General features: G+C 63.2%; 19 protein-coding genes. 9 read left to right on the plus strand and 10 right to left on the minus strand.

Annotation, left to right across the window (positions count from 1 at the left end; all coding sequences use genetic code 11):
• Window positions 1–159: 159 nt before the first annotated feature.
• Window positions 160–1,005, minus strand: a complete 846-nt coding sequence (locus ANI01nite_RS12000) for a DNA-3-methyladenine glycosylase family protein (RefSeq protein ID WP_141358234.1) — start codon at window positions 1,003–1,005, stop codon at window positions 160–162.
• Between the two features lie 4 nt (window positions 1,006–1,009).
• The gene (locus ANI01nite_RS12005; RefSeq protein ID WP_038990008.1) at window positions 1,010–1,603 is read right to left on the minus strand and encodes a DNA-3-methyladenine glycosylase I; all 594 of its coding nucleotides are present in this window, start codon (window positions 1,601–1,603) and stop codon (window positions 1,010–1,012) included.
• An 81-nt stretch (window positions 1,604–1,684) separates the two neighbouring features.
• Here ANI01nite_RS12005 and ANI01nite_RS12010 point away from each other — a divergent pair, with 81 nt between their 5' ends.
• The 5 genes from ANI01nite_RS12010 (at window position 1,685) to ANI01nite_RS12030 (ending at window position 6,795) form a co-directional block, all read left to right on the plus strand.
• Window positions 1,685–2,056, plus strand: a complete 372-nt coding sequence (locus ANI01nite_RS12010; RefSeq protein WP_038990007.1) for an ArsR/SmtB family transcription factor — start codon at window positions 1,685–1,687, stop codon at window positions 2,054–2,056.
• Between the two features lie 2 nt (window positions 2,057–2,058).
• Window positions 2,059–2,985, plus strand: coding sequence for a cation diffusion facilitator family transporter (locus ANI01nite_RS12015; protein ID WP_141358236.1), 927 nt, complete (start codon window positions 2,059–2,061; stop codon window positions 2,983–2,985).
• A gap of 122 nt (window positions 2,986–3,107) precedes the next feature.
• The gene (locus ANI01nite_RS12020) at window positions 3,108–3,857 is read left to right on the plus strand and encodes an ABC transporter ATP-binding protein (protein WP_141358238.1); all 750 of its coding nucleotides are present in this window, start codon (window positions 3,108–3,110) and stop codon (window positions 3,855–3,857) included.
• A gap of 3 nt (window positions 3,858–3,860) precedes the next feature.
• Entirely contained in the window at window positions 3,861–6,356 is a 2,496-nt protein-coding gene (locus tag ANI01nite_RS12025) for an ABC transporter permease (protein ID WP_141358240.1), read from the plus strand.
• A gap of 94 nt (window positions 6,357–6,450) precedes the next feature.
• Window positions 6,451–6,795 (plus strand): DUF6176 family protein, encoded by a 345-nt coding sequence (locus ANI01nite_RS12030; RefSeq protein ID WP_128471439.1) that lies wholly within the window; start codon window positions 6,451–6,453, stop codon window positions 6,793–6,795.
• 74 nt (window positions 6,796–6,869) lie between these two features.
• On the opposite strand, the gene ANI01nite_RS12035 is transcribed toward ANI01nite_RS12030, so the two are convergent.
• Genes ANI01nite_RS12035 through ANI01nite_RS12045 form a run of 3 tightly spaced genes read right to left on the minus strand, consistent with a single transcriptional unit; the run spans window position 6,870 to window position 12,343 of the window.
• Window positions 6,870–10,196: an ATP-binding protein gene (locus ANI01nite_RS12035; protein WP_141358242.1), complete on the minus strand. Its 3,327-nt coding sequence runs from the start codon at window positions 10,194–10,196 to the stop codon at window positions 6,870–6,872.
• A gap of 3 nt (window positions 10,197–10,199) precedes the next feature.
• Window positions 10,200–10,886 carry a DUF4194 domain-containing protein gene (locus tag ANI01nite_RS12040; RefSeq protein WP_141358244.1) on the minus strand — a complete coding sequence of 229 codons (687 nt, stop codon included), beginning with the start codon at window positions 10,884–10,886 and terminating at the stop codon, window positions 10,200–10,202.
• Window positions 10,883–12,343 carry a DUF3375 domain-containing protein gene (locus ANI01nite_RS12045; RefSeq protein WP_141358246.1) on the minus strand — a complete coding sequence of 487 codons (1,461 nt, stop codon included), beginning with the start codon at window positions 12,341–12,343 and terminating at the stop codon, window positions 10,883–10,885. The genes ANI01nite_RS12040 and ANI01nite_RS12045 overlap by 4 nt, the downstream gene beginning before the upstream one ends.
• 227 nt (window positions 12,344–12,570) lie before the next feature.
• Here ANI01nite_RS12045 and ANI01nite_RS12050 point away from each other — a divergent pair, with 227 nt between their 5' ends.
• The gene (locus ANI01nite_RS12050) at window positions 12,571–13,827 is read left to right on the plus strand and encodes a polysaccharide deacetylase family protein (protein ID WP_141358248.1); all 1,257 of its coding nucleotides are present in this window, start codon (window positions 12,571–12,573) and stop codon (window positions 13,825–13,827) included.
• 21 nt (window positions 13,828–13,848) lie between these two features.
• Here the strand turns inward: ANI01nite_RS12050 and ANI01nite_RS12055 are convergent, their stop codons facing one another.
• Both ANI01nite_RS12055 and ANI01nite_RS12060 read right to left on the minus strand, forming a co-directional pair.
• Window positions 13,849–17,304 (minus strand): TM0106 family RecB-like putative nuclease, encoded by a 3,456-nt coding sequence (locus ANI01nite_RS12055; RefSeq protein ID WP_141358250.1) that lies wholly within the window; start codon window positions 17,302–17,304, stop codon window positions 13,849–13,851.
• 77 nt (window positions 17,305–17,381) lie between these two features.
• Window positions 17,382–17,702: a hypothetical protein gene (locus tag ANI01nite_RS12060; protein ID WP_128471445.1), complete on the minus strand. Its 321-nt coding sequence runs from the start codon at window positions 17,700–17,702 to the stop codon at window positions 17,382–17,384.
• A gap of 158 nt (window positions 17,703–17,860) precedes the next feature.
• On the opposite strand from ANI01nite_RS12060, the gene ANI01nite_RS12065 reads away from it, so the two are divergent.
• Entirely contained in the window at window positions 17,861–18,580 is a 720-nt protein-coding gene (locus ANI01nite_RS12065; protein WP_170214640.1) for a M50 family metallopeptidase, read from the plus strand.
• On the opposite strand, the gene ANI01nite_RS12070 is transcribed toward ANI01nite_RS12065, so the two are convergent.
• Window positions 18,575–19,723: a YihY/virulence factor BrkB family protein gene (locus ANI01nite_RS12070; RefSeq protein ID WP_162989195.1), complete on the minus strand. Its 1,149-nt coding sequence runs from the start codon at window positions 19,721–19,723 to the stop codon at window positions 18,575–18,577. The genes ANI01nite_RS12065 and ANI01nite_RS12070 overlap by 6 nt on opposite strands.
• Window positions 19,724–20,369: 646 nt before the next feature.
• Here ANI01nite_RS12070 and ANI01nite_RS12075 point away from each other — a divergent pair.
• Both ANI01nite_RS12075 and ANI01nite_RS12080 read left to right on the plus strand, forming a co-directional pair.
• Complete coding sequence (locus ANI01nite_RS12075) at window positions 20,370–21,077, plus strand: LysM peptidoglycan-binding domain-containing protein (RefSeq protein WP_141358254.1); 708 nt, start codon at window positions 20,370–20,372, stop codon at window positions 21,075–21,077.
• Between the two features lie 500 nt (window positions 21,078–21,577).
• Window positions 21,578–22,561, plus strand: coding sequence for a CoA transferase (locus ANI01nite_RS12080; RefSeq protein WP_255314528.1), 984 nt, complete (start codon window positions 21,578–21,580; stop codon window positions 22,559–22,561).
• Here ANI01nite_RS12080 and ANI01nite_RS12085 read toward each other — a convergent pair.
• Together ANI01nite_RS12085 and kynA are read right to left on the minus strand one after the other, a co-directional pair.
• Window positions 22,558–23,397, minus strand: coding sequence for a PaaX family transcriptional regulator (locus tag ANI01nite_RS12085; RefSeq protein ID WP_141358256.1), 840 nt, complete (start codon window positions 23,395–23,397; stop codon window positions 22,558–22,560). The genes ANI01nite_RS12080 and ANI01nite_RS12085 overlap by 4 nt on opposite strands.
• Window positions 23,387–24,253, minus strand: a complete 867-nt coding sequence (gene kynA, locus ANI01nite_RS12090; protein ID WP_038989993.1) for a tryptophan 2,3-dioxygenase — start codon at window positions 24,251–24,253, stop codon at window positions 23,387–23,389. The genes ANI01nite_RS12085 and kynA overlap by 11 nt, the downstream gene beginning before the upstream one ends.
• Window positions 24,254–24,379 lie beyond the last annotated feature (126 nt).

A 24,379-nucleotide genomic window follows, 5' to 3' on the forward strand; every position in this document is an offset into this window, starting at 1 on the left:
TAGCTCACTGCATGCCGGGGCTGCTCACCTCGGAGCAGTGAGGGGCGTAGCCGGCTTGAATTAGGGGAACGGAGAATCGGAGGACTTGCTCAGTCAGCCGATTCGTCGAAAAGGGAGCTTATCAAGATTGCACACCTTGATAAGCTCCCTTTCTCGTCCCTAGGGATTTGCTGCATCAAAAGACCACAGCAGTAGGGTCGCCAGATAGCCAGCGCCCCGCGGCGGGGGTGCGACGACCGCACCGCCATCGCGAAGCTTCCCCAGGGCTCGGCGGACGACCAGATCCGAATCGAGGAAAATCTCCGGATCCCGCAATCCGCGCAGCGCCATGTAATTGCGCGTCCATGGGCCCACCCCGCGCAGCGCTTGGAGCTGATCCAGGAATGCCGGTGCGTCGCCAAGCAGGAATTGCCCGCTGAGCTCGAACCATTCGGCCACCGATTGCAGTGTCACCGCCCGCGAAAGCGGGCAGCGTATGATCTGCTGCAATTCTGCAGGCGTGCAGGCGGCCGTTGCGGCAGCCGAGGGGAAGGCCTGAAGGCCTGAGTTGTGCGGCTGGCCCAACGCATCGACGTAGCGTCCACCCAAGGTCCGTGCCGCCGCCAGGGACACCTGCTGCCCGATGACAGTGGTCGCCAGGGCCTCGAAAGGATCCGGGTAGCTGATCAGCCGCAGGTGGGGGAAGGCCATGGCCAGCGGCTGGTAGCCCGGCAGGGCACCAAGCGCCGCATAGGCCGCACTGGTGTCCTGCTGCAGCCCCAGCCAATGGTTGATGATCCCGGTCAGCCGGGCAACGGATTCCGGCGGGGCGTCATGGGTGAGCGATACGCCGAAGGCATCCAGCCTCAGGGAAATTTCTACCAGGTGTCCCTGCACCTGCAGGATGCGCTGGACCTGGGCCGCGGCGGGGTCCAGCCGCTCCTGGGCTGGCAGCGAATGCAATGCCAGCACCGCCAGCGCGTGGCTGGCATCCAGAGTTCCCGTTGCAGGCAGGCGCAGTTCCATTTGTTCAGGCCCAGATGCCGGAGGTGCCGCGGCGGTGCGAGCCGATCAGGTGGGTGTCCACCATGCCGATGGCTTCCATCAGGGCGTACATGGTGGTCGGGCCGACGAACTTGAAGCCCCGCTTCTTCAGCGCCTTGGCCAGCTCCTTGGACTCCGGGCTTTGCGTGGGGATCTCGGTGAAGGTGCGCGGAGCCGGCGTCTGCTCCGGCTTGAATGACCAGATGAAATCGGACAGGCCGCCCTCTTCTCGAAGCATCAGGGTCGCTTCGGCGTTGGCGATTGTTGCGCGGATCTTGAGCCGATTGCGCACGATCCCTGCATCCTCCATCAGCCGATTGAAGTCATCCTCGGTGAACAGGGCGACTTTCTCGGGATCGAAGTACTCGAAGGCCTGGCGGAATGCCTCGCGCTTGGAAAGGATAATGGCCCAGGACAGGCCCGACTGGAAGCATTCAAGGCTGAGCCGCTCGAAAAGGCCGGCTTCGGTAGTGATCGGCATGCCCCATTCGGCATCGTAGTACGCGCGGAGCATGCCATTCGAAGCGGCCCAGCGAGGGCGCGCCAACCCGTCCTCGCCAACGATGAGATCTTCAGTCATATTTTCATCTTCCCATCCATCCGGATTCTCGCAGTGCCATGCAACGTTTCGTTTCGCGGCCACCTGGCCTATCATCGTTATATGGCGATAATAGAGTCAGATATCGATGCAGTGGAAGTCCGCAACGGCAAGCTCCAGTTCGCGGCGCTCTTCCATGCGCTCGCCGACCCGACGAGGCTGCTGATCCTTGACCACCTGCGGACCGGGGAGCACAAGGTCAGGGAACTGACCGAGCATCTGGGCCTGGCCCAAAGCACGGTCAGCGCGCACCTGTCCTGCCTGAAGGACACCGGCCTGGTCCGCGTCAGAAGCCAGGGGCGGGCCAGCATCTACTCGCTGGGCCAGCAAGAAGCGCTTGATGCCCTGGCCGCCGCCGCGTCGGCACTGCTGCCGCAGGACGCGGCCCACCACCAGTGGCACGAAGCCCACGGCACGGACCGGAGGGAGGACTGAGCATGGGACACGACCACTCCCACGGCCACTCGCATGACCATTCAGGAGCCAACCGGACCCGTCTGGCGTGGGCCTTCGCCATCACCGCGACGATCCTCGTCGCCGAAGTGGTTGGCGCGATCCTCACCAATTCCCTGGCCTTGCTGGTTGACGCGGCGCATATGCTCACCGATACCCTGGGGCTCCTGCTCGCGCTGACCGCCGCCAACCTGATCATGCGCAAGCCCACGACGAAGCGCACCTGGGGATTCCGCCGCGCCGAAGTGCTCTCGGCTACCTTCCAATCGGCCTTGCTGCTGGCGGTGGGCATCTATGCCGCGGTCGACGCGGTCCGCCGGCTCTTCGCCCCGGCAGAAGTGCAGCCGGCCGGGCTGCTGGCCTTCGGCATCATCGGCCTGGCCGGCAACGTCATCTCCATGTGGATCATTTCCGCGGGTCGCAACAACAACCTCAACATGCGCGCGGCCTTCCTGGAAGTGGTCAACGACGCATTGGGCTCGGTCGCCGTCATCATTGCCGCACTGGTGATCACCTTCACCGGGTGGATGCGGGCGGACTCCGTGGCGGCCCTGGTGATCAGCGCCCTGATTGTTCCACGGGCCATGAAGCTGCTGGGGGAGACCACCCACATCCTGCTCGAATCCACGCCGAAGGGCTTGGATTTGATCGCGGTCAGGGAGCATTTGGAAGCATTGCCCGGAGTCATCGCGGTGCACGATTTGCACGCCAGCCAGATTGCCTCCAACCTCCCGGTGCTCACCGCCCATGTGGTGGTCGAGGACTCGGTGTTCAGCGCCGGCGCGGCCGGCGGGTTGCTGCGCGAGCTGCAGCAATGCGTGGCCGACCACTTCACCGTGAGCATTGAGCACTCGACCTTCCAGATCGAGCCGGCCTCGCACCAGCTCAGCGAACGCGAGCACGGTTGCTAGGCGGACAGCACCGGGTGGAGGCGATCCGCGGCTTCGCTCATCCCCTGGTATGACGTGGCCCCGCTGAACTGGATCCTGGCGGTTGATGCCGGTATGGCTAGGTGATTTGTAGTCTTTCTAATATGACTTCCGAGACTATGCCGAAAACCGAGAACGCGGTCGCTGCCCGCGGCCTGACCAAGACCTACGGGCACGACAGCACCAGGGTCGAAGCCCTGCGCGACGTCACCGTTTCCTTCGAACGATCCCGCTTCACCGCCATCATGGGCCCTTCGGGCTCCGGCAAATCCACGCTGATGCACTGCCTGGCTGGCCTGGATACCGCCGATTCCGGCGAAATCGTCATTGGCGGGAAGAACCTGCTGGAACTGAGCGATGACCAGCTGACCGAGATGCGCCGCGAGCAGATCGGCTTCGTCTTCCAGTCCTTCAACCTGGTGCCCACCATCAGCGCCAAGGACAACATCCTGCTGCCGCTGTCGCTGGCCGGCAAGAAGCACGACCGCGACTGGTTCAACACCGTCATCCAGTCCCTGGGCCTGCGCGACCGGCTGAACCACAAGCCGCATGAGCTCTCCGGCGGCCAGCAGCAGCGCGTGGCGGTAGCCCGGGCGCTGCTCACCCGGCCGGAAGTCGTCTTCGGCGATGAGCCAACCGGCAACCTCGATTCGCGCACCGGCGCCGAAGTGCTCTCCTTGATGCGCACCTCCACCCGCGAGATGGGCCAGACCATCATCATGGTCACCCACGACCCGGTAGCCGCTTCCTACGCGGACAATGTGCTGCTGATGAAGGACGGCACGATTGTCGGATCCATCCAGGAGCCCACCGTGGCTGCCGTAACCGAGGCCCTGGCCTCCCTGGCGGAGTAGGCAATGCTGCACGTAGCGCTTTCGAATATCAAGACCTATGCACGGCGGTATATCGCCGTCATCCTGGCGGTGGCCATCGGCACCGCCTTCCTCGCCGCAACCCTTGCGGTGAATTCCTCCACCCAGGCCACCTTGCGCAACTCCCTGGGCGATGCGTACAAGAATGCAGACCTGGTCGCCTACCCGGACTGGGATTTGCTGGGCGATGCCGATGAACCGACCCGGCTGGACATGAAGGACATCGCAGCGATCCGCGACCTGCCCGGGGTCTCCACCGCCTACGGCGTGGGCTACGCCTACGGGCAGATGCACACCTCGGACAACGGCTACACCGTGGCCCTGCAGCCGGTGGATCCCAACCAGCGGCTTGGCGGCCTGGAACTGCTCGAAGGGCGCCCGCCGCTGAGCGGCAACGAGATGATCGTCGATGAGGCCCACGCCGAGGACATGGGCATCTCCATCGGCGATGTCGTGGCGCTGGGCAATGAGCAGGGCAAGACCGAGAACATGAAGATTGTCGGCATCCAGCGCTCCAGCACCAACCCGCAGGTGGCGGCCACCGCCCTGGGCGGGCTCAGCGAGAAGTCTTGGATCCAGTTCGCCGATGGGCAGGAGGACTTCGGGGAAATTGTGATCAACGCCCAGGGTCCGTTGCCCGCGCTGGAAACCCAGCTGCAGGAGCACTTCGCCAGCCAGCAGATGAAGGACATCGCCGTCCTCACCGCGGACGAGAAGGTCATCCACGATGTCGCGCAGATGACCGGAGGCACCGACCAGCTCACCGTCGTGCTCGTGGTCTTCGCGCTGATCGCCCTGGTGGTCACCGGGCTCGTCGTGGTCAACACCTTCTCCGTGGTGATCGCCCAGCGCACCCGCGAACTGGCGTTGCTGCGCATCCTGGGCGCCAAGCGCAAGCAGATCCGCAGCTCGGTCCTCGTCGAGGCCCTGCTCATCGGCATCGCCGCCTCGATGATCGGCGTCCTGCTGGCCATCACCCTGATGGCCGGGCTGATCGAGGTGCTGCATGCACTGGTGCCGTCGATGTCCTATGCCACCTTGGCGCTGAACCCCGCCGGGATCATCATCCCGATCATCGTCGGCATCCTGATGACGGTGATCTCCGCCAGCCTGCCGGCACGCCGTGCCATGCGGCTGGCGCCGCTGGCAGCGCTGCGCCCCTTCGATGCGGCCAGCGTGAAGAACCGGGCCGGCAAGGTGCGCATCGTCATCGGCGCCCTGCTGGCACTGGCCGGAGCCGCGGGACTGGCCTACGGCGCGCTTGAAGGGGACCTGATCATCGCCTTCCTCGGCGGACTGGTGTCCTTCCCGGGCATCCTGATGCTCGCCTCGCTCTTCGTCCCCTCCAGCGTGGCGGGGATCGGCAAGGCCGTCGCAGGCAACTCGACGGCCGGCAAGCTGGCCGCGCTGAACGCCGTGCGCAACCCCGGGCGCACCACGGCCACTGCTACGGCGCTGCTGATCGGCGTCACCCTGGTGTCGATGATCATGGTTGGCGGGCAGACCGCCAAGGCCAGCTTGAACAACTCCATCGCCGGGGAATTCCCGGTGGATGTGATGGTCGCGTTGCCGGGCACCGGCCTGCAGGAAGCCGAGGCCCAGGACTTCGCCGAGCAGATCGGGGAACTGGAAGGCGTCGACGCCACCGCCACGTACGACTTCGGCTCTGCTACAGCGGAATTCAGCACGGAGGAACCCTACGAGGTGCAGCTGATGGCCGTTGACCCGCAGTCATTTGCCGACGTGGCGCTGGCCGAGGGCATCGTTCCAAAAGATGGGCAGATCGTATTCACGCAGTGGCCCACCGAGGACGCCTCGCTGAGCATCGGCGGCCAGACGCTTCAAATCAAGTCCTCAACTGCCACGGTGGATGGGAACATCGTGAGCAAGCAGACCTTCAGCAAGCTCGGAATCGATGAATCGCAAGCCTTCTCCGGGATCCTGGTGAAGACCGATGAGCAGTTGGCCAGCTCGAAGATCAATGACCTGGTCAGCGAAATCGCGGATATCACCGGTGTGGACTCATCGATGATCTCTGGCGGCGTGGTCATGAAGTCCATGTTCTCCCAAGTCATCGACGTCCTGCTGGCAATCGTCTCGGCGCTGCTGGCGGTAGCGGTGCTGATCGCGCTGATTGGCGTCGCCAATACGCTCAGCCTCTCGGTGCTGGAGCGCACCAGGGAGAATTCCCTGCTGCGGGCCCTGGGCCTGAAGAAGAAGCAGCTGCGCAGCATGCTGGCCACCGAAGCGGTGCTCATCGGCGGTGTCGCGGCCTTGCTCGGCCTGGTGCTGGGCGTTGCCTACGGCCTGCTCGGAGCCCGCTCGGCGCTCTCCTCCATGGGTGCGATGACCTACGAGATCCCATGGTGGCAGCTGGCGGTGGTCCTGCTGATCAGCATTGTGGCAGCCCTGTTGGCCTCGGTGACTCCGGGCCGCCGGGCAGCAAAGCTGTCGCCGGTTGAAGGCCTGGCTACCGAGTAGCCGGCAACCAGCCAAGCTGCGGTGGCACTGGAAGCACTAGCATCCAGTGCCACCGTCTATTTTGGGCTTCGGCTGAGTCCGGTAGGCTGTCAGCATGAACGTCGAACTCACCAGATTCCGCGTCCTGCCAGGCAAAACTGCGCAGGTCAATGAATGGCTGGAATTCCTGAACAGCCATATGCCCGCGGTGCTGGACACCCTTGAGGGCGAGAAGATGTACGTGGAAACGATCTTCAGCGAGACCCTGGATGGCGTCGACTACCTGTACTGGTACAGCATCCAAGGCGAGGGCGGCATCGAGGTGCAGGATTCTGCCCATGAAGTCGACAAGGTGCATCTGGAGTACTGGAAGGAATGCATCGATCCTGGCTTCGCACCCCAAGAGCTGACCCCACGGGTGCTCATGATTCCTGAACGCGTGCAGCGCAGCATGCACTAGCGTCCAACGCAATAAAGCACTCGGTCCAGAACCCGCACGGCGAGTTCTGGACCGAGTGCTTTTTGCCGTGATGGCTAGCTGCGCAGGGTAATCGTGGTGGCCATGGCCGGGGAACGGCCGGTAGTCACGAAGCCCGAAATGTTGGATCCCGGATGCTTGATGATGTCCGTGATGGATCCCAGATGGCGGCTCAAATCGATCTTGTCTTCAGGGGCCGCGAGCACCAGATGGAAGCCGAACTCCTGCAACGCGCGTATGCCTGCCGCCGCATATTCGGAGTTGGCCTGGATGAAGGCCTCGTCAATCATCACCGTGCCATAGGAAGTGAACCCGGCCGAGGCGAAGCCCAGCTGGTAGGCCAATGCGGCACCCATGATGAAGGAAGTGAAGCGCTGGCCTTCGCCGCCGGAGAGCGTGCCCGGTTCCAGGCCGGTTTCGATTTCTCCGTTGGGCTTGTGCTCGTTGCAGCTGATCATCACATGCTGGCGGACATCGAGCACGGTGGAGCGCCAGGCGGTCATGGCTGGGTCGCTGAGCGCGGTGACCAGTGCCTCCAGCGCCTGGTACGAGCTGGCCAGGGTGCTTTCGTCCTTGGTGGTGTAGGCCTCCTGCAACGCGTCCTTCAATTCCTTGCGGAAGGTTCCGGCCTCCACCGGAATCGCATTGGCCACTTCCAGGCGGAGCGCCGAGCCATGCTCGAAGGCCACCTCGGAGAGGATCTGGTTCAGCGGCTTGATGCGCTCGGAGATCATCCGGCGCTCTTCATCCAGCAGCTGCAACAGGTCGCTGAAGCGTTCGTAGGAACGGTTCGCGAAGTATTCGCGGAACTGCGCCTCATGGTGAGGCAGGCCATCGGCCACAATCTGGTCGTGCAGCTGCGCGTAGTGCTCTGCGGCTTCAGCGGTGGTGCCGTGGGTTTGCGCGTGGGAGGTGCCGAACTCGCGGGCGAAACGACGGAAGGTTTCGCTCAATGCGCCACCGATTTCCTGGCGCCGCGACTGCAGGGAATTGACCTGGCTGCCCAACTGGAGCTTGACCTCGGCAAAGGCTTCGCTGATGTCCTCGCTGGCAGGGCAGTCGCCGGCGGCAACCTGCTGCAGTACCGGGCCCAGCAGCTGATGCTGGCGCAGGGCCGGGGGAATGCTGTCTTCCCATCCGGAATCCAGCTCTTCGCTGGCAGAGAGGATCTGCTGCGCGCGCTGCACCTGCAGCTCAAGATCTGCAATGCGCGAGCGGACCAGCGCGAGGTCGCCGACCAGCGTTTCGGCTTCGGCCTTCGCCGTTTCAATCTGCTGGCGGACCCGGGAGGAGTCCCCGGACAGCGCCAGTGCGTCGCCGAGCTTCTGCTCGCTGCGGCGCAATGCCTCCAGCGCTTCGGAGGCATCGAGCTGGCCGAAAGTCCGCTCGTCGGCAATCAGCGCCTGCAGCAGCTGGGCCTTGGCCACGACCTTGTTCTTCGCCGCGCTGCGCTCGTCGGCAGCCTGCTGGGCCTTGATGATCTTCTCGTCCAGCCGCGCCGCCTTGGACTGCAGCTCGGCGATCTTCGACTCGTTGGTGAAGCCCAGCAGGTACTCGGACGCCGGCAGGGTGCGGGTGTCGCGCTCAAAGGTTCCGGTGCCGGACTTGATCGTGCCGGCCGGGGTGATCGCCTTGGGGTGCACATGCATGGCAGCATCGTTCTCGACGCAGGCCAATGGATAGTCGGCGGTGATCTTGGCTTTCAGCCAGGCCCCGGCGTCGCCCGGCGCGAAGTCCAGCTTGGTGACCAGATCCGCCGGGCCGGCCTGCGCGGTGCGCGGCTGCTGCGAGATATCGCTCCAGCGTACGCGGCCCAAGCCGTCGAGCCGGTCGATGGCGTGGGTGACCTGGGCGAGCAGCTCGCCCGGAACCAGCAGGGTGCGGGCCAGCGAATGCAGGGACTTTTCAGCGGCCAAGCGCCAGCTGCCGGCATCGGCCGAGACATCCATGAGCTCGCCGGCGAAGGGAAGCTGTTCTTCCTTGAGCGAGCAGGCCGAGGCGATGGCGCGGCGGGCGGCGATCGACCGGTCGTCGATATTGCTGGCCCGGCGCTGGTAGGAGCGGATCTGCTCGGCCAGGGTTTCTGCGCGCTTGCGCAGGTTGACCAGGGTGGCCATGGCCTCGTACTCGACGGTCTGGGCATCATGGGTAATCGAGCTGAGCTGCTGCAGGGTGCGCGCGGCATTGGCACGCAGCTCATCCAGGCCGGTGGCGGAGAATTCAAAGGACAATCCGGCATCCGCCGCCTGCTGCTGCAGGGTGCGGATGAGGCCTTCCTTCTCGCTCAGCGCCTTGCGGGCCACATCGGCTTCGCGCTCCAGCAGCATCAGGGAAGCGGAGCCGGCGGAATCGTGGGCGGCTTCCAGCGACGCCAGCTGGTCATCGAGCTGATCCTTGCGCTGGCGAAGCTCGGCCTCGTCGGCCTTGAGCTTGGACAGCTCGGATTTATGGGAGGCCAGGTCATTGCGCAGCACCAGTTGGCGGACCTGGGCTTCCAGGGTGTTCACGTCGCTTTCGAGCAATTGCCGGGTGCTGGCAATCTGCCCGGCCAAGTCGCGGTAGGCCTGGTCCTGCTCGGGCACCTGCGCCAGCACGTCGCGCTGGGCGCGGGCGGTATCCAGCTGGCGGTAGATGCCGCGCAGGTGGGCGAAGTCCTCCACCGCCGCGGCGGCGGCCTTCAGCGTGGCTGGTTCTTCCAGCACCTCATGGCGGAAGAACTGGTTGACGCCCTTGGCCAGGCCCTTGCCGTTCTGCAAGGTGCGCAGCAGAGCGAAAGCCTTGTCGCTTTCCACTCCGAGCCGGCGGCGCAGGCGCTCGATGAACGCCTTGTGCGTATCGAAGGCTTCGCTGGGTGCCAGAGCCTTGGACAGCGAGGACACAGTGAAGCGGCGCGGTCCGTGGTTTTCCAGCTCCGCGATATCGACCTTGCCCTCGCACAACAGGTAGTGCTTGGAGACCTGGCCTTCCAGACCGGCGTCGGGCAGGTCGAAGACGGCGCCGGCGGTCACGGTGTTGCCCATGCCGTCGTCGTAGCTGAGCACAATGGCGCTCCACGTCGCGCCCGGACGCTGGTAGACGGTGCCGGCACTGGTCTTGAACTTGCGCCCGCGCATATAGGAGAACGTGGTGCGGCGGTCCTCGCGGGTGGCCGCATCATTGGCCGATTCGTTCAGCCGGGGAGTGGCGAAGAAGACGTGGCCCATCGCATCGAACAGGGTGGATTTGCCTACGCCCGGATGGCCGGTGACCAGCGTGCCGGCACGGTCCACCGCCAGATCATGCAAGCCGTGGAAGGTGCCCCAGTTGACGATCTGTACTCGGCTCAGGCGATGCTGGCCTGGGTTGAGCGCCCCGCCTAGCGGGAGAGTCATTTCAATGCTCATCGGTTACTCCTGCACCAACTCGGGGGTCTGCTCTGCGAGGTCATCAGTGTCATCGGCGCCCAGGCTGAACGCCGGGTCATTGGCGTCGATGGCCGCAATGTAGCGCGGGATGTCCTGGATATTAGCGATCGGCAAGGCCATCGCCAGTGCCGGGGAAATGCGGAACTCGTTCTCCAGCTCGGTGCCGGTGAGCAGGCGCAAGGACTGCAGGCGGGTGATAGCGGCATCGCAGGATTCGGCAAAGCGCTTGTCGTCACGGTCCGATGCCTGGCGGTGCTCGGCCAGGATCTCGTGCATGCCTGCCCGCGAAATCACCGCATCGCTGCCGCTGCCCGAATGCTGCTCCAGCAGCAGCCGCAGGCGCAGGGCCAGCAGGGTTTCATCGCGCTTCAGCGGACGGCGCGGAGCGATCGGGGAGGTGTGGACCTGTTCGATCTGGACCGGGGCCAGCATGGCGATCTTGCGATCCATGTCCAGCCGCAAGGCCAGGAAAATCTCGGAGAAGTAATCGCTGATGCCCTGCTGCTGGTCCAGTAGCAGCTGCCACGCCGAAGGATCGGTGGATCCGTCCAGGTAGGGGCCTCGCAGCAGCCGGACCAGCAGCTGGCGCAGCGGCAGCGTGAACTTTCCGGTATCGCCGTCGAACAGCGGGTCGGTGATCGGTGCGGCGTATGAATCGCTCGTGGTCATAGCGGCTCCTTCGTAAAGCTCAACGCGGGCAGGATAGCGGTTCGCTGAGAACCATCGAGTTGCTGGAATTCAATGCTGAGCAGGTCGCTCTCGTTCAGCGGCTCGCCATTGGTGCGCCCGATCTCCACCAGGGCGCGAATCGTATTCAGGTGCCGCTGCTCGGCATCCAATGATTCAAAGACGTCATTGAGTCGAACCGAACCGGAACCGGACTGGCCCAGCTGCCGGGTGATGGATTCACGCAGCAACTGCATGTCGGCCTGGGGTGTCGACGGGTTGCGCACAATGTCGGCTTCGCTGAATTCCGGCGCCTGGGCCAGCGGCGGCGGAGCCACATGCTCGGAGGGGTCATAGATTCCAAGCCCGGCAAGGGTGACGAACTGCGGGGCGAACAGCTCCATGGGGGCCAGGCCGCTGCGCGGCTTCAGGCTCGTGGACTTGCTGATCGCCAGTTCGGCTTCGCGCACTGCCTGGCGCAGCAGCTCGGCCTGCCTGTAGTCCTCGGACTGGACGAAGGCGTGCAGGGACTCGGAGAGCTTGCCGTAGGAGGCATGGACTTCAGCCGCCTGGCGGCGCAGTTCACGCAACAGGTTGGTGAGGATCTGGCGTTCGGGGGTTTCCAGATCATCGACGAAGTCGCGTTCCAGGACCTCGGCCAGTGCCGCGCGGAACCGCTGCTGCGCTTCGGGGGAATTCAAAAACTCGGTGAATCCGCTGAAGGTTTCGCCTTCGGCGGTGGAGCGCAATTGGCGATCGGCTTCCAGCACCTGGCCCACGGCGACGCCCTTGGCAGTGGACGCGTCCAGAATGCCTTCGCGCAGCGAGTGGAGCATGTCCTGGACGCCATCGCGCATGCGCCGGAAATCCGCAGGCAGGCTGGAGGCCAGATCGAGCACTGAACGGGTGGCCGACAACGCGGTCGTGCGGGAGAGCACCGCCGGATCGTCCCCGCTGCGCAGCTGGTCGATTTGGGCTTGGCGCAGCGCGATCTGGGATTCGAGGGCACGGATACGCGCTTCGGGATCCGGATCCGTCTCGTGGGCCAGCGACTCCAGGGACGAGAGCAAAGTGTTCAGGCGCGAGGAGTTCAAATGCGAATCGTCGGTGGAGAAATCCGCCAAGAAGCGCAAGGTGCGCAAGGTCTGCGCGCTGGGTTCATAGACGAAGCGCCCGTCAATCAGCGGACGAGCCAGGATCCCCTGCTTGACCCAGGTCTCGGCGAAATCCTGGGCCGAATAGGACGCAGGGATCTGGTCATCGCTTTTGCGTGCCTGCTTCAGGAAGGAATCCAGCGAGGCATGGAAAAGCTCCAATGCGATACGGGAACGATCTGCGGTGAACTCTGCACGGATGAATGCCACAGCCCACGGCTGGGCGGTCAGAAGCCGATACGCTGCCGAGCTTTTGAACTGCTGGGACTGAAGCCACAAACTATTCGCGCGGTGCGAGGGCTGCATGTACTTCCTTGATCTTTGAAATGCCTAACCAATCAATTCTAAATCATTGGACTCCTTCCAAAATGTGAGCTCCCTAAAAGCTGGATGATAGGCAACGTTCTGCTTCGACATTTCATCGCGAAAGGGTTTTACCCCCAGCACTACCTGTGTAGGGTCGAAATTAGCAGATGACAACTAGTTTTCTTCCGGCCCTGCAGGCGCGGTGGAGGTCATGGAGGTCGCAGCCAATGAAGAACCTACGCATTGTGATTTCGCTCGGGCTGGTGCTGGGCCTTGCCGCGTGCAGCACGGCGCAACCGCCCTCAGCACCGTCCACGGATCCCGCTGCCATCGAAAAGGCCGAGCAGGAAAAAGCACGCGTGGACGGCGTCAAGGCCGAGATCAACCGGCTGGCTGACGGATACGACTATGACGCGGCGATCAAGCTCGCCAAGGAGGACAGCGCCGAAGAGCTGAACCAGATGGTTGGCGGACTGGAAGATGAGAAGAGCCAAGTTTCGGCGTGGGACGAGCCGGACCAGATACCCCACCTGTTTTTCCACTCGCTGATAGTCGATCCGGACCGGGCCTTTGACGGCGGAAACAGCTCACAGGGCTACGCCAACTACATGGTGACCCAGAAGGAATTCGCGGCCATTCTCGAAGAACTGCATGAGCGCGACTATGTGCTGGTCAACCCTGAAGACTTCGCTTCGCCCGATAAGCAGGGGCAGATGAAGTACCGGGACATCATGCTTCCCAAGGATAAGAAGCCACTGGTGCTGTCCGTTGACGACCTGAGCTATTACGAATACATGGATGGCGATGGCTTCGCCAGCAAGCTGGTGCTGGACAAGGACGGCAAGGTACGCAACGAATACGTGGATGCGGAAGGCGAAACACACGTTGGCGCATACGACGTCACCACCATGGTCGATGACTTCATCGCCGAGCATCCCGACTTCAGCTACCGCAATGCCCGCGGCCTCATCGCGATGACCGGATACAACGGAGCCTTCGGCTACCGCACCTCGGCCAGCCAGTACCCGGAAAGCACGACGCTGGAAGCCGACCAGAAGATGGCCACGAAGATCGCCGAGGCGATGAAGGACAGCGGTTGGGTGTTCGCATCGCATTCGTGGGGGCACATTGCCACCGGGACCGACAGCATGGGCCGGCTCAAGCGCGACATGAAGCTGTGGAAGAACGAGGTGGAACCGATCGTGGGAAAGACCGGCCACTTCATCTATCCATTCGGATCGGATATTGCCCGGACCCAACGCTACTCAGGTGCCCGCTACGAGTTCTTCAAGGAGCAGGGCTTCGACTACTTCTACGGCGTTGACGGAACCATCCGCGCATGGATGCAGCAAGGAGATGAATACCAGCGGCAGATGCGCATCAACGTGGACGGGTTGCAGTTCGCCAAGGAAGAACGCGGCGACCGTCCAGTTCTGGACAGCTTCTTCGATGTTCAGGACGTGATCGATCCGGCCCGCAAGTGACCGGACCAATCCGCACCCAGGCTACAAGGCCATGAACGCACCGAGCTGGGAGAGCGTCGACGGGTTGGACGGCAGGTAATCGGTGAGCCGTTCGCTGCGCACGATGACAGCCTTCCACTGGCCGCGGGAAATCGCCACATTGATGCGATTGCGGTTGAGCAGGAACTCGATGCCACGCGATGCATCGGCGGCGCTGGAACACGCCATGGTCACCAGCACCACCGGGGCTTCCTGGCCTTGGAACTTGTCGACCGTTCCCACCCTGACATCCGGCAGCCCCTCGGCTTCCAGAACCTCGCGCACCAGATTCACCTGCGCGTTGTAGGCGGCCACCACCAGGATGTCGTCGGCGGCCAGCGGGCGGGCCGGCTTGCCGGAGCCCGGGCTCCACAGCATGCCCAGATGCTCGCGCACCAAGCGGACAATGGCCTCCGCTTCTTCCACGCTGCTGACGGTATTGCCCCGGTGCTCAACGAACACCGTCTCAACCCCGGCTTCGGTGCCTTCCAGCACCCGCAGCCCGGCGGCATCCGCCGAGAACAGCTGGTGGTCATAGCTCAACGCCGACACCTTGGCGCACAATGCCGGGTGCATCCGCCATGAGGCCGCCAGGAAGTAGCCCAACTCGGCGGGCAGCACCGGTTCGCCACCGGAGAGCCAGCCCAGCGCCGATTCATCCACCGGCTGCGGATGGGTGCCCTGGGTGACCTGCGGCAGCTGCTGCGGATCGCCGAGCAGCAGCAAATTGCGGGCCGCGCGGGAGACGGCCAGCGTATTGGCCAAGGAGAACTGCCCGGCCTCATCGATCACCAGCAAGTCCAGGCTCCCGGCAGGAACCTTCGAACCGGTCAGCGTCCATGCGGTGCCTCCAATGAGCGCGCCGCCGGGTGCATCCAGCACCTCGGCCACGGATTCCTTGGACGTGCCGGTCCAAGGCACCGGATCCTTGTGCTTGACTTCCTTGGCCACCACCTCGGGATCCACCCCGGCTTCCACGGCCTTGCGCAGCACATTCTCGACCACCGCATGGGATTGGGCCACCACCCCGATCTTCCATCCGTAGTCGATGAGTTCACGGATCACATGCGAAGCGACGAAGGTCTTGCCGGTGCCCGGGGGACCCTGCACCGCTAGATAGGAATTGTCCAGGTCCTTCAGCGTTTGGACCACGGCAGGATAGACCTGGGCCTGGCCGTCGACCAGTTCCGGTTCAACCGGCGCCGACAGGGTCTTCAGGCGTGGCGGAATCCGCCGCAGGATGTCGATGCCCGGCCGTTGCGGGAGCACCGGCACGGTGGCGCCAACCTGCTGGGCGATCTCGGTGAGCGCCGCATCGATGCTCACGGTCGCCAACGGCTTGTCGGGTGCCAGGGCGCAGGGAAGTGCACCGTAGGCAGGAATCTTGCCGCTGGATTTCTCCGCAATGGTGATCCAGCCTTCTCCGAGCTCGACCACCGTGGCATTGAATGCGCCGCCGCGCACGGAGTCGTCCACTGCCATGCCCTCAGGCAACGGGGCATCGAACATGGCGAACACCGAAGAGCCGGGGGAGAGCAGCGAGCCTTCGGCCAGCGTTCCCTGCAATTTCGTCACCCGCGTGTAGGTGCGCGCCCGCTCTGTGGCCTTATGCCAGTCCTCGAGCACTTCCGCCGAGTTCACAATGAAGACCCCGCGGACATCGCTCCAGTCATCCATCGGCGCGGACAGCCGATCGAAGTGCTCCCACCAGAATTGCTTCTTCTCGCGGCGGTTGTACCCGGTCGCGGCGGCGACCATGGCGATCGCCCGGTCATCATCGCTCAGCGCCTGGCCGTGGGGCAGCTGCGCCAGGTAGTCCTGCAGCCTCAGCTCCTCGGGGGTGGGCTCGTACTCCTCGCCAGCCGCGGGAGGCTCGGGCGTGTCCTGAAGCGTGCCGGGCGCCTGGTCGATGAGCGTGAGCAGCCAATCCCGCAGGCGCAGCGTGGACAGGCAGTCGTACTCGTTGTAGTCGGCAATGGAGGCCAGGATGGACGCAGCTGCATCCTCGTTCTCCGTGTCCCGCGCCAGCATGTACTGGGCGTAGGCGACCACCGACGCGCCGGCATCGGTGACATCGCCGGAGCGCAGGTGCTCGCCCATGTAGAGCGGTTCAAGCTTCTTGATGGAGTAGGAGCGGGTGGACACCACCAGGGCATTGCGCACGGTCTCATAGAGATCGACGAGCAGATTCTCGCGCAGCCACTGGTCGACTTCGTCCTCGCCGGCGATGTGCACCTGGGAGAGCTTGCGCAGCGCAGTCTTCTCGTAGGGCGCGTAGTGGTAGACCTTCATCTGCGGGTAGCGCTGGCGGCGCTCCTCGACATAGGCGATGAAGTCCAGGAACGCTTGGCGTTCCTCGGCGCGGCTATGCGCCCAGAACGGCTTGAATACCGGCGCGCCGGTGTCGTATTCGACAACGCCGAAGAGGTATTCCAACCCCCAGGAACCATCGGACGGGTCCTGGTAGAGCGGGTCGCCCTCGAAATCGAAGAAGATATCGCCCTGGTCGGGGCGCGGCAGGGAAGAGATCGGGCCGGCGTTCTTCACCCGGTAGGACACGCCGTGGGCGCTGCCATCCGCGGTGGCCAGGCCCAGCTGCATCTTGGCCTGGTCGGTGACGCGCTGCAGCGCGGTGCGCGGCTCGGCGTCGAGCCCGGCGAGCTGGTCAATGGTCGTAATGCCGCGGGCGCGCAGCTTTTCACGCTGCACCATGGACATCCCGGCAACCAGCAGCAGGTCGCGCGATGCCTGGGCCTGCTCTTCGCAGTAGTCGCACCGGCCGCACAGGCGCAGTTCGTCGGAATTCCACTCGACCGGCTGGTTCTTCGCACGGTGCTTGTGCACCATGGCCAGGAAGCGTTCGCGTTGGGCCCGGAAGACCGGCAGCACCTCGTCAACGCGGTGCACCGAGTGGGTCCCGTCGCCGAGGACCAGTGTTGCCGAGGTGGATACAGGGATGTCCTCTGCCAGCATCTGGTCGGCGTAGGCCGCGATCTGCAGCAGCGCGCTGACCCTGGCATGGCGGGCGAGCTTGGTATCCCAGACGGCCCAGGTGCCATCCGGCTGGCGGACCAGGAAGTCGGCAAAACCAAGGAAAGCCCCGTCGAAGAAGGTGGCCTGGAAAATGACATCGGCACCGTTGCGAAGCACATCCATGGTCGCTTCGTGGGCGGCCCGCAGGCCTGCCGGGGTCATCTGCGGACGGTCGGCGAACTGCTTGACGCCGGTCCCCGTCTGCGGGTCGTAGTCGCCGTAGGTCGCGATCAGCTCCTTGAGGACGTTCTGCTCATGGGCGTCGCCAAGCACCGCCGTGCGTTCGAGCATCTCATCCCGTGCCATATCCGGCTTGGGACGCAGGCCGAGCTTCACATCCAGCAGGTACAGGGACTGGTAATTGCAGTCAACTGAGACCGACAGGTCGCTCGCTGAGAAGATGAACTGATCATCCAGGAAGAACACGGGGCCTGGCCCTTTCGCTGACTCGATTCTTACCTAGTCAACGTAGCACCAGACCCCGACAGATTCACTGTTCCCGTTTAGGAGAGCTCCTCTGCCTTCTTCTTGGAACCGCCGAGCACCAGCGAGAGCAGGGCCACGCCGGCAGTCACCGTGTTCACTGCTGGCCACGCGCCGATTTTCTTGGCCAGCGGATGGGACGCACCGAAGCCGCCGAGGTACGCGCTGGCCAGGGCCACCGCCTTGCCGGTTCCGGCGTCCTTCTTCCACAGCAGGAACGCGCCAACGCCGGCGGCACCGAGCACTACCGCGGCCAGCGGACGCTTCTTCGTGGCGCGGCCGGTAGCGTAGCCGCCCAGCAAACCGGTGGTGGCCAAGGCAGTTGAAGCGATGCGGGACATGAGACTCCTCCAAGGGATATAGCAAAGTGTTTCGCTATGCAGACTATGCCTGCCACCTGTGATGTTTCCCAGAAAGCCGGGAAATGCGCTCGCCGGACAGCCGGTAGCAGGCCGGGCTTGCAAGAATGAGTCATGTTGGATGCCACGAAGGAGCAGGAATGAATCTAGATATTGCCCAGGCTTGGGACCGGCTCGCGCAGCCGGTGGACGTGGCCTTGAACCAGTGGCAGTGGCTGATCCTGGCGTTCCTGATCCTGGTCTTGGTAGTACCGCGTCCGGTATGGCGTATCACCGGGCTGTACTCCACGCTGATCCATGAGCTCGGCCATATCGTAGCGGCCTTGTTCACCGGCAGGTACGTGGCTGGCTTGCGGTTGGGCTGGGACCATTCCGGGGAAGTGCGCAGCATCGGCCGGGGCAAGTTCTCCGTCATCATTGCCGGGATCTTCGGGTACCCCGCACCCATTTGGGTTTCAGCGTTGATGCTGTGGGGGATATCTGCGGGCTATGCCGGGCGGGCCCTGGGAATCTATGCGTTGCTGTTCCTGCTGGCGCTGGTCTTCGTCCGCAATTGGCCGGCCTTTGTCGTGTGCACGATTAGCGCAGCAGTGGCATTGGGAGTGGTCTTCTTTGCGCCGGTCGATGCCTACCTGTATCTGGCATTGCTGATTGCCGGGTTCCTGCTGCTGGCGGGCTTGAAGGACTTCGTGAAGCTTCTTGCGGTGCACCTGTGGAGGCGCAAGGATATTGCCCAGTCCGATGCGTACTTGATCGCTGCGGCGACGCGAACCTTTCCTTCCTTGTGGTTATTGGCGATCGCGATTCTGGGATCCGGTGGCCTCTGGTGGGCGCTGTTAAGCTTAACGGGACTGCTATGAGTCCCGGCGCAAATCGCGTTTGGCTTTCATTCGGCCAGCGGTCCAGGCGGCCGCGGCAACCAGCCCCATGGGCAGCAGCTTCATCTTGCGTTTCGGACTGGTTGACGGATCCGCTTCCATATCCTCCAGCGGGTCGCCACCGTGCTTGATCCGGATCTCCTGGGCCTGGACCAGGTCCTTGTACGAGGCCAGTTCCTGCTTCGCTATCAAAGTGTCATCGCGCAGCGGAAGCAGCACATCATCAACGGCCGGCATGCCGGTACGCAGCTGGCGGAGGCGGATGAATTCGATATCCACCAAGGCCCCGAGGAGCAAAGCGATATTGCTGATCCAGCAAGCAAGGACCAGGATGATCACGCCGCCAATGGTTCCATAGGTGGCGGAGTAGCTGGCGAACTGCGAAACGTAGATGCCGAAGCCGAAGACCGAGAGCCCCAGGATTACCAGAGCGGTCAGGGTGCCGGGCGAGAACCAGCGGAATTTCGTCGGCTTGACGTTGGGGGTGAAGTAGTAGAGCAAGGCCAGAACCAGCAGCAGCATGATGAGCATCAATGGCGGCTTTGCGATATTTAGCATGAGCACGAAGCTGTCGCCCATGCCGATGATGTTGCCGATTGCCCGGGCGACGGAGCCCGAAGTCAGCAGGAGCACCAAGGTTACGACGGCAACGAGCATGATCAGCACGGTGATCAGGAACATTTGCGGGCGGCGCTTCCACTGCGGGCGGCCTTCCGGTGCATCGTAAAGCCGGTTCAATGCGCGGCTGAATGCCGTGACATAGCCAGAGGTACTCCACAAGGCGCCGAGTGAACCGACGAGGATTGCCCAGAATGTTCCGCTGGCCTGGGATGCCAAGCCTGCGAGCAGCTGTTCGGCGGTGTCGAGCAGCTGCTGCGAGTCGCCGCTTGCCGATTCACCGTTCGGCGCGAGACTTTGTTCCAGCAGCTCCATGATCCATTTGGTGCCGCTTTCGCTGGCACCGGCCAAGGACAGCAGCGAGATCAAGGCCAAGAGGCCGGGGAACATGGCAAGGACCATGAAGTAGGACAGAGACGCCGCTATATCCAGCCCGTCATTGCGGAAGAATTCCCGCAGGGCACGGGGATAGCAGCTCAAGGACTCCTTGAACCGTTCTTTCGTCATGCTGTTTCCCAGTGGCATCGAGTTCCCCTGTCTGACTGATGAAATCAAACCTACAGTTCCGGCTTCTTGAATCACATTACCTAAGGGCAATTTAGTTGACACGTTGCTGGAACTGCGTGGTGTGTTTATTGCACGCTGAGATCTTGAGGGCGTTGAGAGCCGAGGGGATCTGCCGGGGAGAAATTGCCTCGTTCCGAATGCCGTGCATGCTGCGTAGCGGATCCAGATTGTGCAGCTTCGTCGATGCGGAAAAGCAGCCTTGAAGGGTGCTGGAAACCACCCGTGAGTGGATTGCAAGCTATATCACAGTGTCCTGATAAATATCCACTTCATCCGAGTAACATTTTCGTCGCTTGATCAGGGGTTCGGAGCGATTTCGCGGCCAGATTTTAAATTTTTTTCTGACCAATTGACCTGTATTTACGGGGTTTCTGGCCGTTTCCTGAGTTGCGCGGGTGGTGGGTTGGTGCGTTATGGTCTTTCATAACGTTTCGATAACACTCGCAGTGTTATGGGGAAACAGGTACTGCCGGGACTTCCAAACCGCTCGCCAGGGCAGTATTTAATCAAAGTCGAAATGCGACGCTGAGCGGTGCACGAGGATGGTCTAGGAAGACCTGAGCGCGGGAAGAGCAACTGGAGAATCATGATCCAGCAGAAGACTAAGAACTTGATCCGTCGCGGTGGAGCCTCGCTGGCCGCCGTAGCAGTTGCCGGCACCGCAATCGTTGCCGCAACCGCACCAGCAAACGCCGCAAGCACCTGGGACAAGCTGGCCCAGTGCGAGTCCGGTGGCAACTGGTCGATCAACACCGGCAACGGCTACTACGGTGGCCTGCAGTTCTCGCTGTCCACCTGGAAGGCGTTCGGCGGCTCGGGCATGCCGCACCAGGCTTCGAAGGCCGAGCAGATCCGCATTGCAACCAAGGTCCAGGCATCGCAGGGTTGGGGCGCATGGCCAGCATGTACTGCAAAGCTGGGCATCAGCGGTTCCCCTTCGGGTTCCTCGACTCCGCAGAAGCAGGCTCCTAAGCAGCAGGCCGCTCCTAAGCAGCAGGCAGCTCCTAAGCAGCAGGCAGCTCCTAAGCAGCAGGCGGCTCCGACCCAGAAGCAGGCTCCTAAGCAGCAGGCAGCTCCAAAGCACGCTGCTCCAGCTCCGAAGGCACCAGTGTTCAACATTGACGTGACCGACTCGGGCAAGGACTACACCGTCAAGTCGGGCGACACCCTGTCCAAGATTGCCGACAAGCTTGGCGTCAAGGACTGGCGTGGCCTGTTCGTCTTGAATGACGACCAGCTGTCCAACCCCGACTACATCATGGTTGGACAGACCCTGAACGTTCCAGCGAACTAATTTCGCTGAGCTCACGAAAACCCGCAGCGCGTACTTCTACGCGCTGCGGGTTTTCTGTATTGAAGCGGCCGGCAGCGGAACGGTGGTCTTGCAGGTATAGGCTGAGCAGCATGCTGCATTCCGAAGAAGAACGCGCGTCCATGGAGCACGTCCTGGGCTCTGGGTTCCACGAGCATCAGTTGCTTGAGACAGCAGGCAACTGGCCCGTTTCCGGGCCCATAGCCTGGTGGGGTGGTCCTCTGGATGTGGAGCAGCTCGCGGCACGATCCGTCGGGTTGGTCTGCTCTGCACTCAATGCGCTTTCTACTCCGCCACTGCGGGTGGCATCAGCGACGGCGGACATCGCAGCTGCTTTTGCGTCCTCTGCCCACCTGCGGATCGCGGGGGAGAGTACGCAGGGTTTTGCCCCGCACTCGGGCTTCTACCGAACAGCCGATGGCTGGATCAGGACGCACGCGAATTACCCTCATCATGAGAGTGCGCTCAAATCTGCATTAGGGATGTCCTCGGGTAGCGGCATAGCCGATGCGCTGGCAGGCCTGCCGGCACATGACGCCCAGGAGCGCATCGTGGCGGCCGGCGGCGTTGCCGCGCGGGTGCGATCCCGGCAGCAGTGGCTCAGCTCCGCCGAGGGCAAGGTGGCAGGCAACGGGCACTGGGCACAGTTCAGCATGCGTCCGCTCGCTTCGGCACTGTTCTGGAAATATGATCCGCGTGCGGGATTGCCCCTTCAAGGGTTGAAAGTCCTGGATCTCACACGGGTGATCGCCGGACCCACCGCCACCAGAACCCTCGCGGCCTTCGGTGCCCAGGTCTTGCGCGTGGACGGTCCGCGGCTTCCGGAACTGCCTTGGCAACATGTCGATACCGGGTTCGGCAAGCGCAGCACGGTGCTCGATGCGAAGAGCGCAGCGGGGCGGGCAAAGATCCATGAACTGCTGCAGGATGCCGATGCCGTCATCCTGGGCTATCGCCCCGGAGCCTTGGCCGCGGCGGGGCTTGGCCGGGATGAATTAGCCCAGCGCTATCCGCGGCTGATGATCGCTGAACTGGGTGCGTGGGGCTATTCCGGGTCCTGGGCCCAGCGGCGCGGGTTCGACAGCGTCGTGCAAGCCGCCACCGGCATTGCGCAAGCCTATAGCGGCGACGGCAGGACTCCCGGCGCTTTGCCGGTGCAAGCCTTGGATCATGCCACCGGCTACGGGCTGGCTGCTGCAATCATTGCCCTGGCTGGCGCCCGCAGCGCCCAAGGGCGAACCGGGGCGGTGCGATTCTCCTTGGCTCGGACGGCTCATGCCCTGTTCGCCTTAGATGAAGGGCGCGAATGCCCTGCTGATTTCGGCAGTGGCGTGCAGCTGCGGCAGATGGACAGTTCTTACGGGATGCTTGAATATGTTCCACCGCCCTTCAGCTTTGCAGGCCATGCAATGGATTATCCCCATCCGCCGGCGCCGTACGGAGAAAGCAAACCAGCCTGGAGCTAGGAAGCCAGCAGCGAGCGGGCGAAGTGCAGGGCCGGTTCCTTGAAAGCCGAGGACAGCGTCAAGAAGCGTTTCCGGCTGTCATCGCCAGGCCAGTGCGCGGGCAGCATGGATCCGGGCAAACCGGGGTCGAGGTAGGGGAGCGTGCGCCATGAATCGACCATTGCCACATATCCCCGATAGGCGCTGGATGGAGTGTTGTCGCTGGCATCGAGGGAATTGGTGTTCTCCAGGAATGCCTGATGCAGCGCGGCCAGGCGCTCAAGATCCCACCACGCACTGGCGGCCTGCCGCGGCGTGCCGGGGAAGTGCGGCTGCTGCGCAGTGAACAGCGTTGCGTGCTGCCTGGCGCCCAAAGCCATGAGCACTGCCGTGGCTTCCTCGCGCAGGTACTCGGGGAAAATCCATAACCCGGATCCCAGCATGCCTCCGCCAAGCTGCAGGAAATGCTTGCGTAACTGATGGCGCACGGAGCGCAGGCTCTCCGGCAGCGAGTAGGCGACCAGGCACCAGAGATCAGCGTCCGACATCTGCCGTGGCGTGAAGATTCTCCGGGTGCCGCGCTCGAACATCTGCTGCGCCGCGCTCGGCACGCCCAAGGTGGATAGCTGCCCGGCTTCCAGCACTCCGCGGTCGATCAGCCGGGAGATGGCGGTCTGCGCCGCAGGAGCCGAAATCCCGGCGGCCTGTGCCAGCTCCACGATGCGGGTTCGCGCCACTGGTATTTTCTCGTGCCTGATATACAGGCCGGTGATCGTCCGGATTATCGATGTCGCGCTTCCGCTTCGCGCCTCGAAATCATCGAGGCTCAGCGCGGTAAGCGAGGTGCTACTTGCCAATTTCGGTACGCACCGCGAACAGTTCCGGGAAGAAGGTCAGATCCAGGGCGCGCTTGAGGAAGTCGACTCCCGAAGAACCGCCGGTGCCGCGCTTGAAGCCAATGGTGCGCTGGACGACGCGCATGTGCCGGAAGCGCCATGCCTGGAAGTTGTCCTCGACATCCACCAGGTCCTCGCAGGCCTGGTAGAAGCCCCAGCGGGTGTCCTCGGACTCGTAGATGTCCTTGAATACCGGAACCAGTGCCTCCTGGAACGCCCACGGCTTGGTGACATCGCGGGACAGCACTTCTTCGGGGATGCTGTAGCCATGGCGGGCCAAGGCGGCCAGGAAGACGTCGTAGAGGCTTGGCTCATGCAGCAACTTGGACAGCAGCTCGTGCGCCTTGGGATCTGCCTCGTGGACCTTGAGCATGCCTTCATGCTTATTGCCCAGGATGAATTCGACGGCACGGTACTGGAAGGACTGGAAGCCGGAAGACGAGCCGAGGAAATCGCGGAACTGCGCGTACTCGCGCGGCGTGAGGGTTGCCAGCACCGACCACTGCTCGGTCAGGGTCTTCTGGATGTGCTTGACCCGGGCCAGGCATTTCAGCGCCTTGCCGAAGTCGTCGACGCCCAGCAGGCGGCGAGCCTCGATGAGCTCGTGGAGCATGAGCTTGAGCCACAGTTCGCTGGTCTGGTGCTGGATGATGAAGAGCATTTCATCGTGGTGCTCGGGAACGCTCACCGGATGCTGCGCGGACAGGATGCGGTCAAGGTCGAGGTAGCTGCCGTAGGACATCGTGTTCTTGAAGTCGGTGCGGACGCCTTCTTCGATTTCGCGCTGGTTCTCGGTCTGGGGCTGCGGGGTGCTCATACGCTGATGTTATCAATAACATTGCGATCGTCACAATACTGAAAAAGACGACTCCCGCTACGAGCCAAAATGTTTCTCGGCAAATGGGAATACCTCGGGCGCCCCCGCCGTTGATACATGCATACG

The organism is Glutamicibacter nicotianae, from assembly GCF_006539525.1.
Taxonomy (GTDB): domain Bacteria; phylum Actinomycetota; class Actinomycetes; order Actinomycetales; family Micrococcaceae; genus Glutamicibacter; species Glutamicibacter nicotianae.

Excerpts from the sequence above, each read along its gene's own strand:
- ANI01nite_RS12000 (WP_141358234.1), bottom strand. The coding sequence starts at position 1,005 with ATGGAACTGCGCCTGCCTGCAACGGGAACTCTGGATGCCAGCCACGCG.
- ANI01nite_RS12005 (WP_038990008.1), bottom strand. The coding sequence starts at position 1,603 with ATGACTGAAGATCTCATCGTTGGCGAGGACGGGTTGGCGCGCCCTCGC.
- ANI01nite_RS12010 (WP_038990007.1), top strand. The coding sequence starts at position 1,685 with ATGGCGATAATAGAGTCAGATATCGATGCAGTGGAAGTCCGCAACGGC.
- ANI01nite_RS12015 (WP_141358236.1), top strand. The coding sequence starts at position 2,059 with ATGGGACACGACCACTCCCACGGCCACTCGCATGACCATTCAGGAGCC.
- ANI01nite_RS12020 (WP_141358238.1), top strand. The coding sequence starts at position 3,108 with ATGACTTCCGAGACTATGCCGAAAACCGAGAACGCGGTCGCTGCCCGC.
- ANI01nite_RS12025 (WP_141358240.1), top strand. The coding sequence starts at position 3,861 with ATGCTGCACGTAGCGCTTTCGAATATCAAGACCTATGCACGGCGGTAT.
- ANI01nite_RS12030 (WP_128471439.1), top strand. The coding sequence starts at position 6,451 with ATGAACGTCGAACTCACCAGATTCCGCGTCCTGCCAGGCAAAACTGCG.
- ANI01nite_RS12035 (WP_141358242.1), bottom strand. The coding sequence starts at position 10,196 with ATGAGCATTGAAATGACTCTCCCGCTAGGCGGGGCGCTCAACCCAGGC.
- ANI01nite_RS12040 (WP_141358244.1), bottom strand. The coding sequence starts at position 10,886 with ATGACCACGAGCGATTCATACGCCGCACCGATCACCGACCCGCTGTTC.
- ANI01nite_RS12045 (WP_141358246.1), bottom strand. The coding sequence starts at position 12,343 with ATGCAGCCCTCGCACCGCGCGAATAGTTTGTGGCTTCAGTCCCAGCAG.
- ANI01nite_RS12050 (WP_141358248.1), top strand. The coding sequence starts at position 12,571 with ATGAAGAACCTACGCATTGTGATTTCGCTCGGGCTGGTGCTGGGCCTT.
- ANI01nite_RS12060 (WP_128471445.1), bottom strand. The coding sequence starts at position 17,702 with ATGTCCCGCATCGCTTCAACTGCCTTGGCCACCACCGGTTTGCTGGGC.
- ANI01nite_RS12065 (WP_170214640.1), top strand. The coding sequence starts at position 17,861 with ATGAATCTAGATATTGCCCAGGCTTGGGACCGGCTCGCGCAGCCGGTG.
- ANI01nite_RS12070 (WP_162989195.1), bottom strand. The coding sequence starts at position 19,723 with ATGACGAAAGAACGGTTCAAGGAGTCCTTGAGCTGCTATCCCCGTGCC.
- ANI01nite_RS12075 (WP_141358254.1), top strand. The coding sequence starts at position 20,370 with ATGATCCAGCAGAAGACTAAGAACTTGATCCGTCGCGGTGGAGCCTCG.
- ANI01nite_RS12080 (WP_255314528.1), top strand. The coding sequence starts at position 21,578 with ATGTCCTCGGGTAGCGGCATAGCCGATGCGCTGGCAGGCCTGCCGGCA.
- kynA (WP_038989993.1), bottom strand. The coding sequence starts at position 24,253 with ATGAGCACCCCGCAGCCCCAGACCGAGAACCAGCGCGAAATCGAAGAA.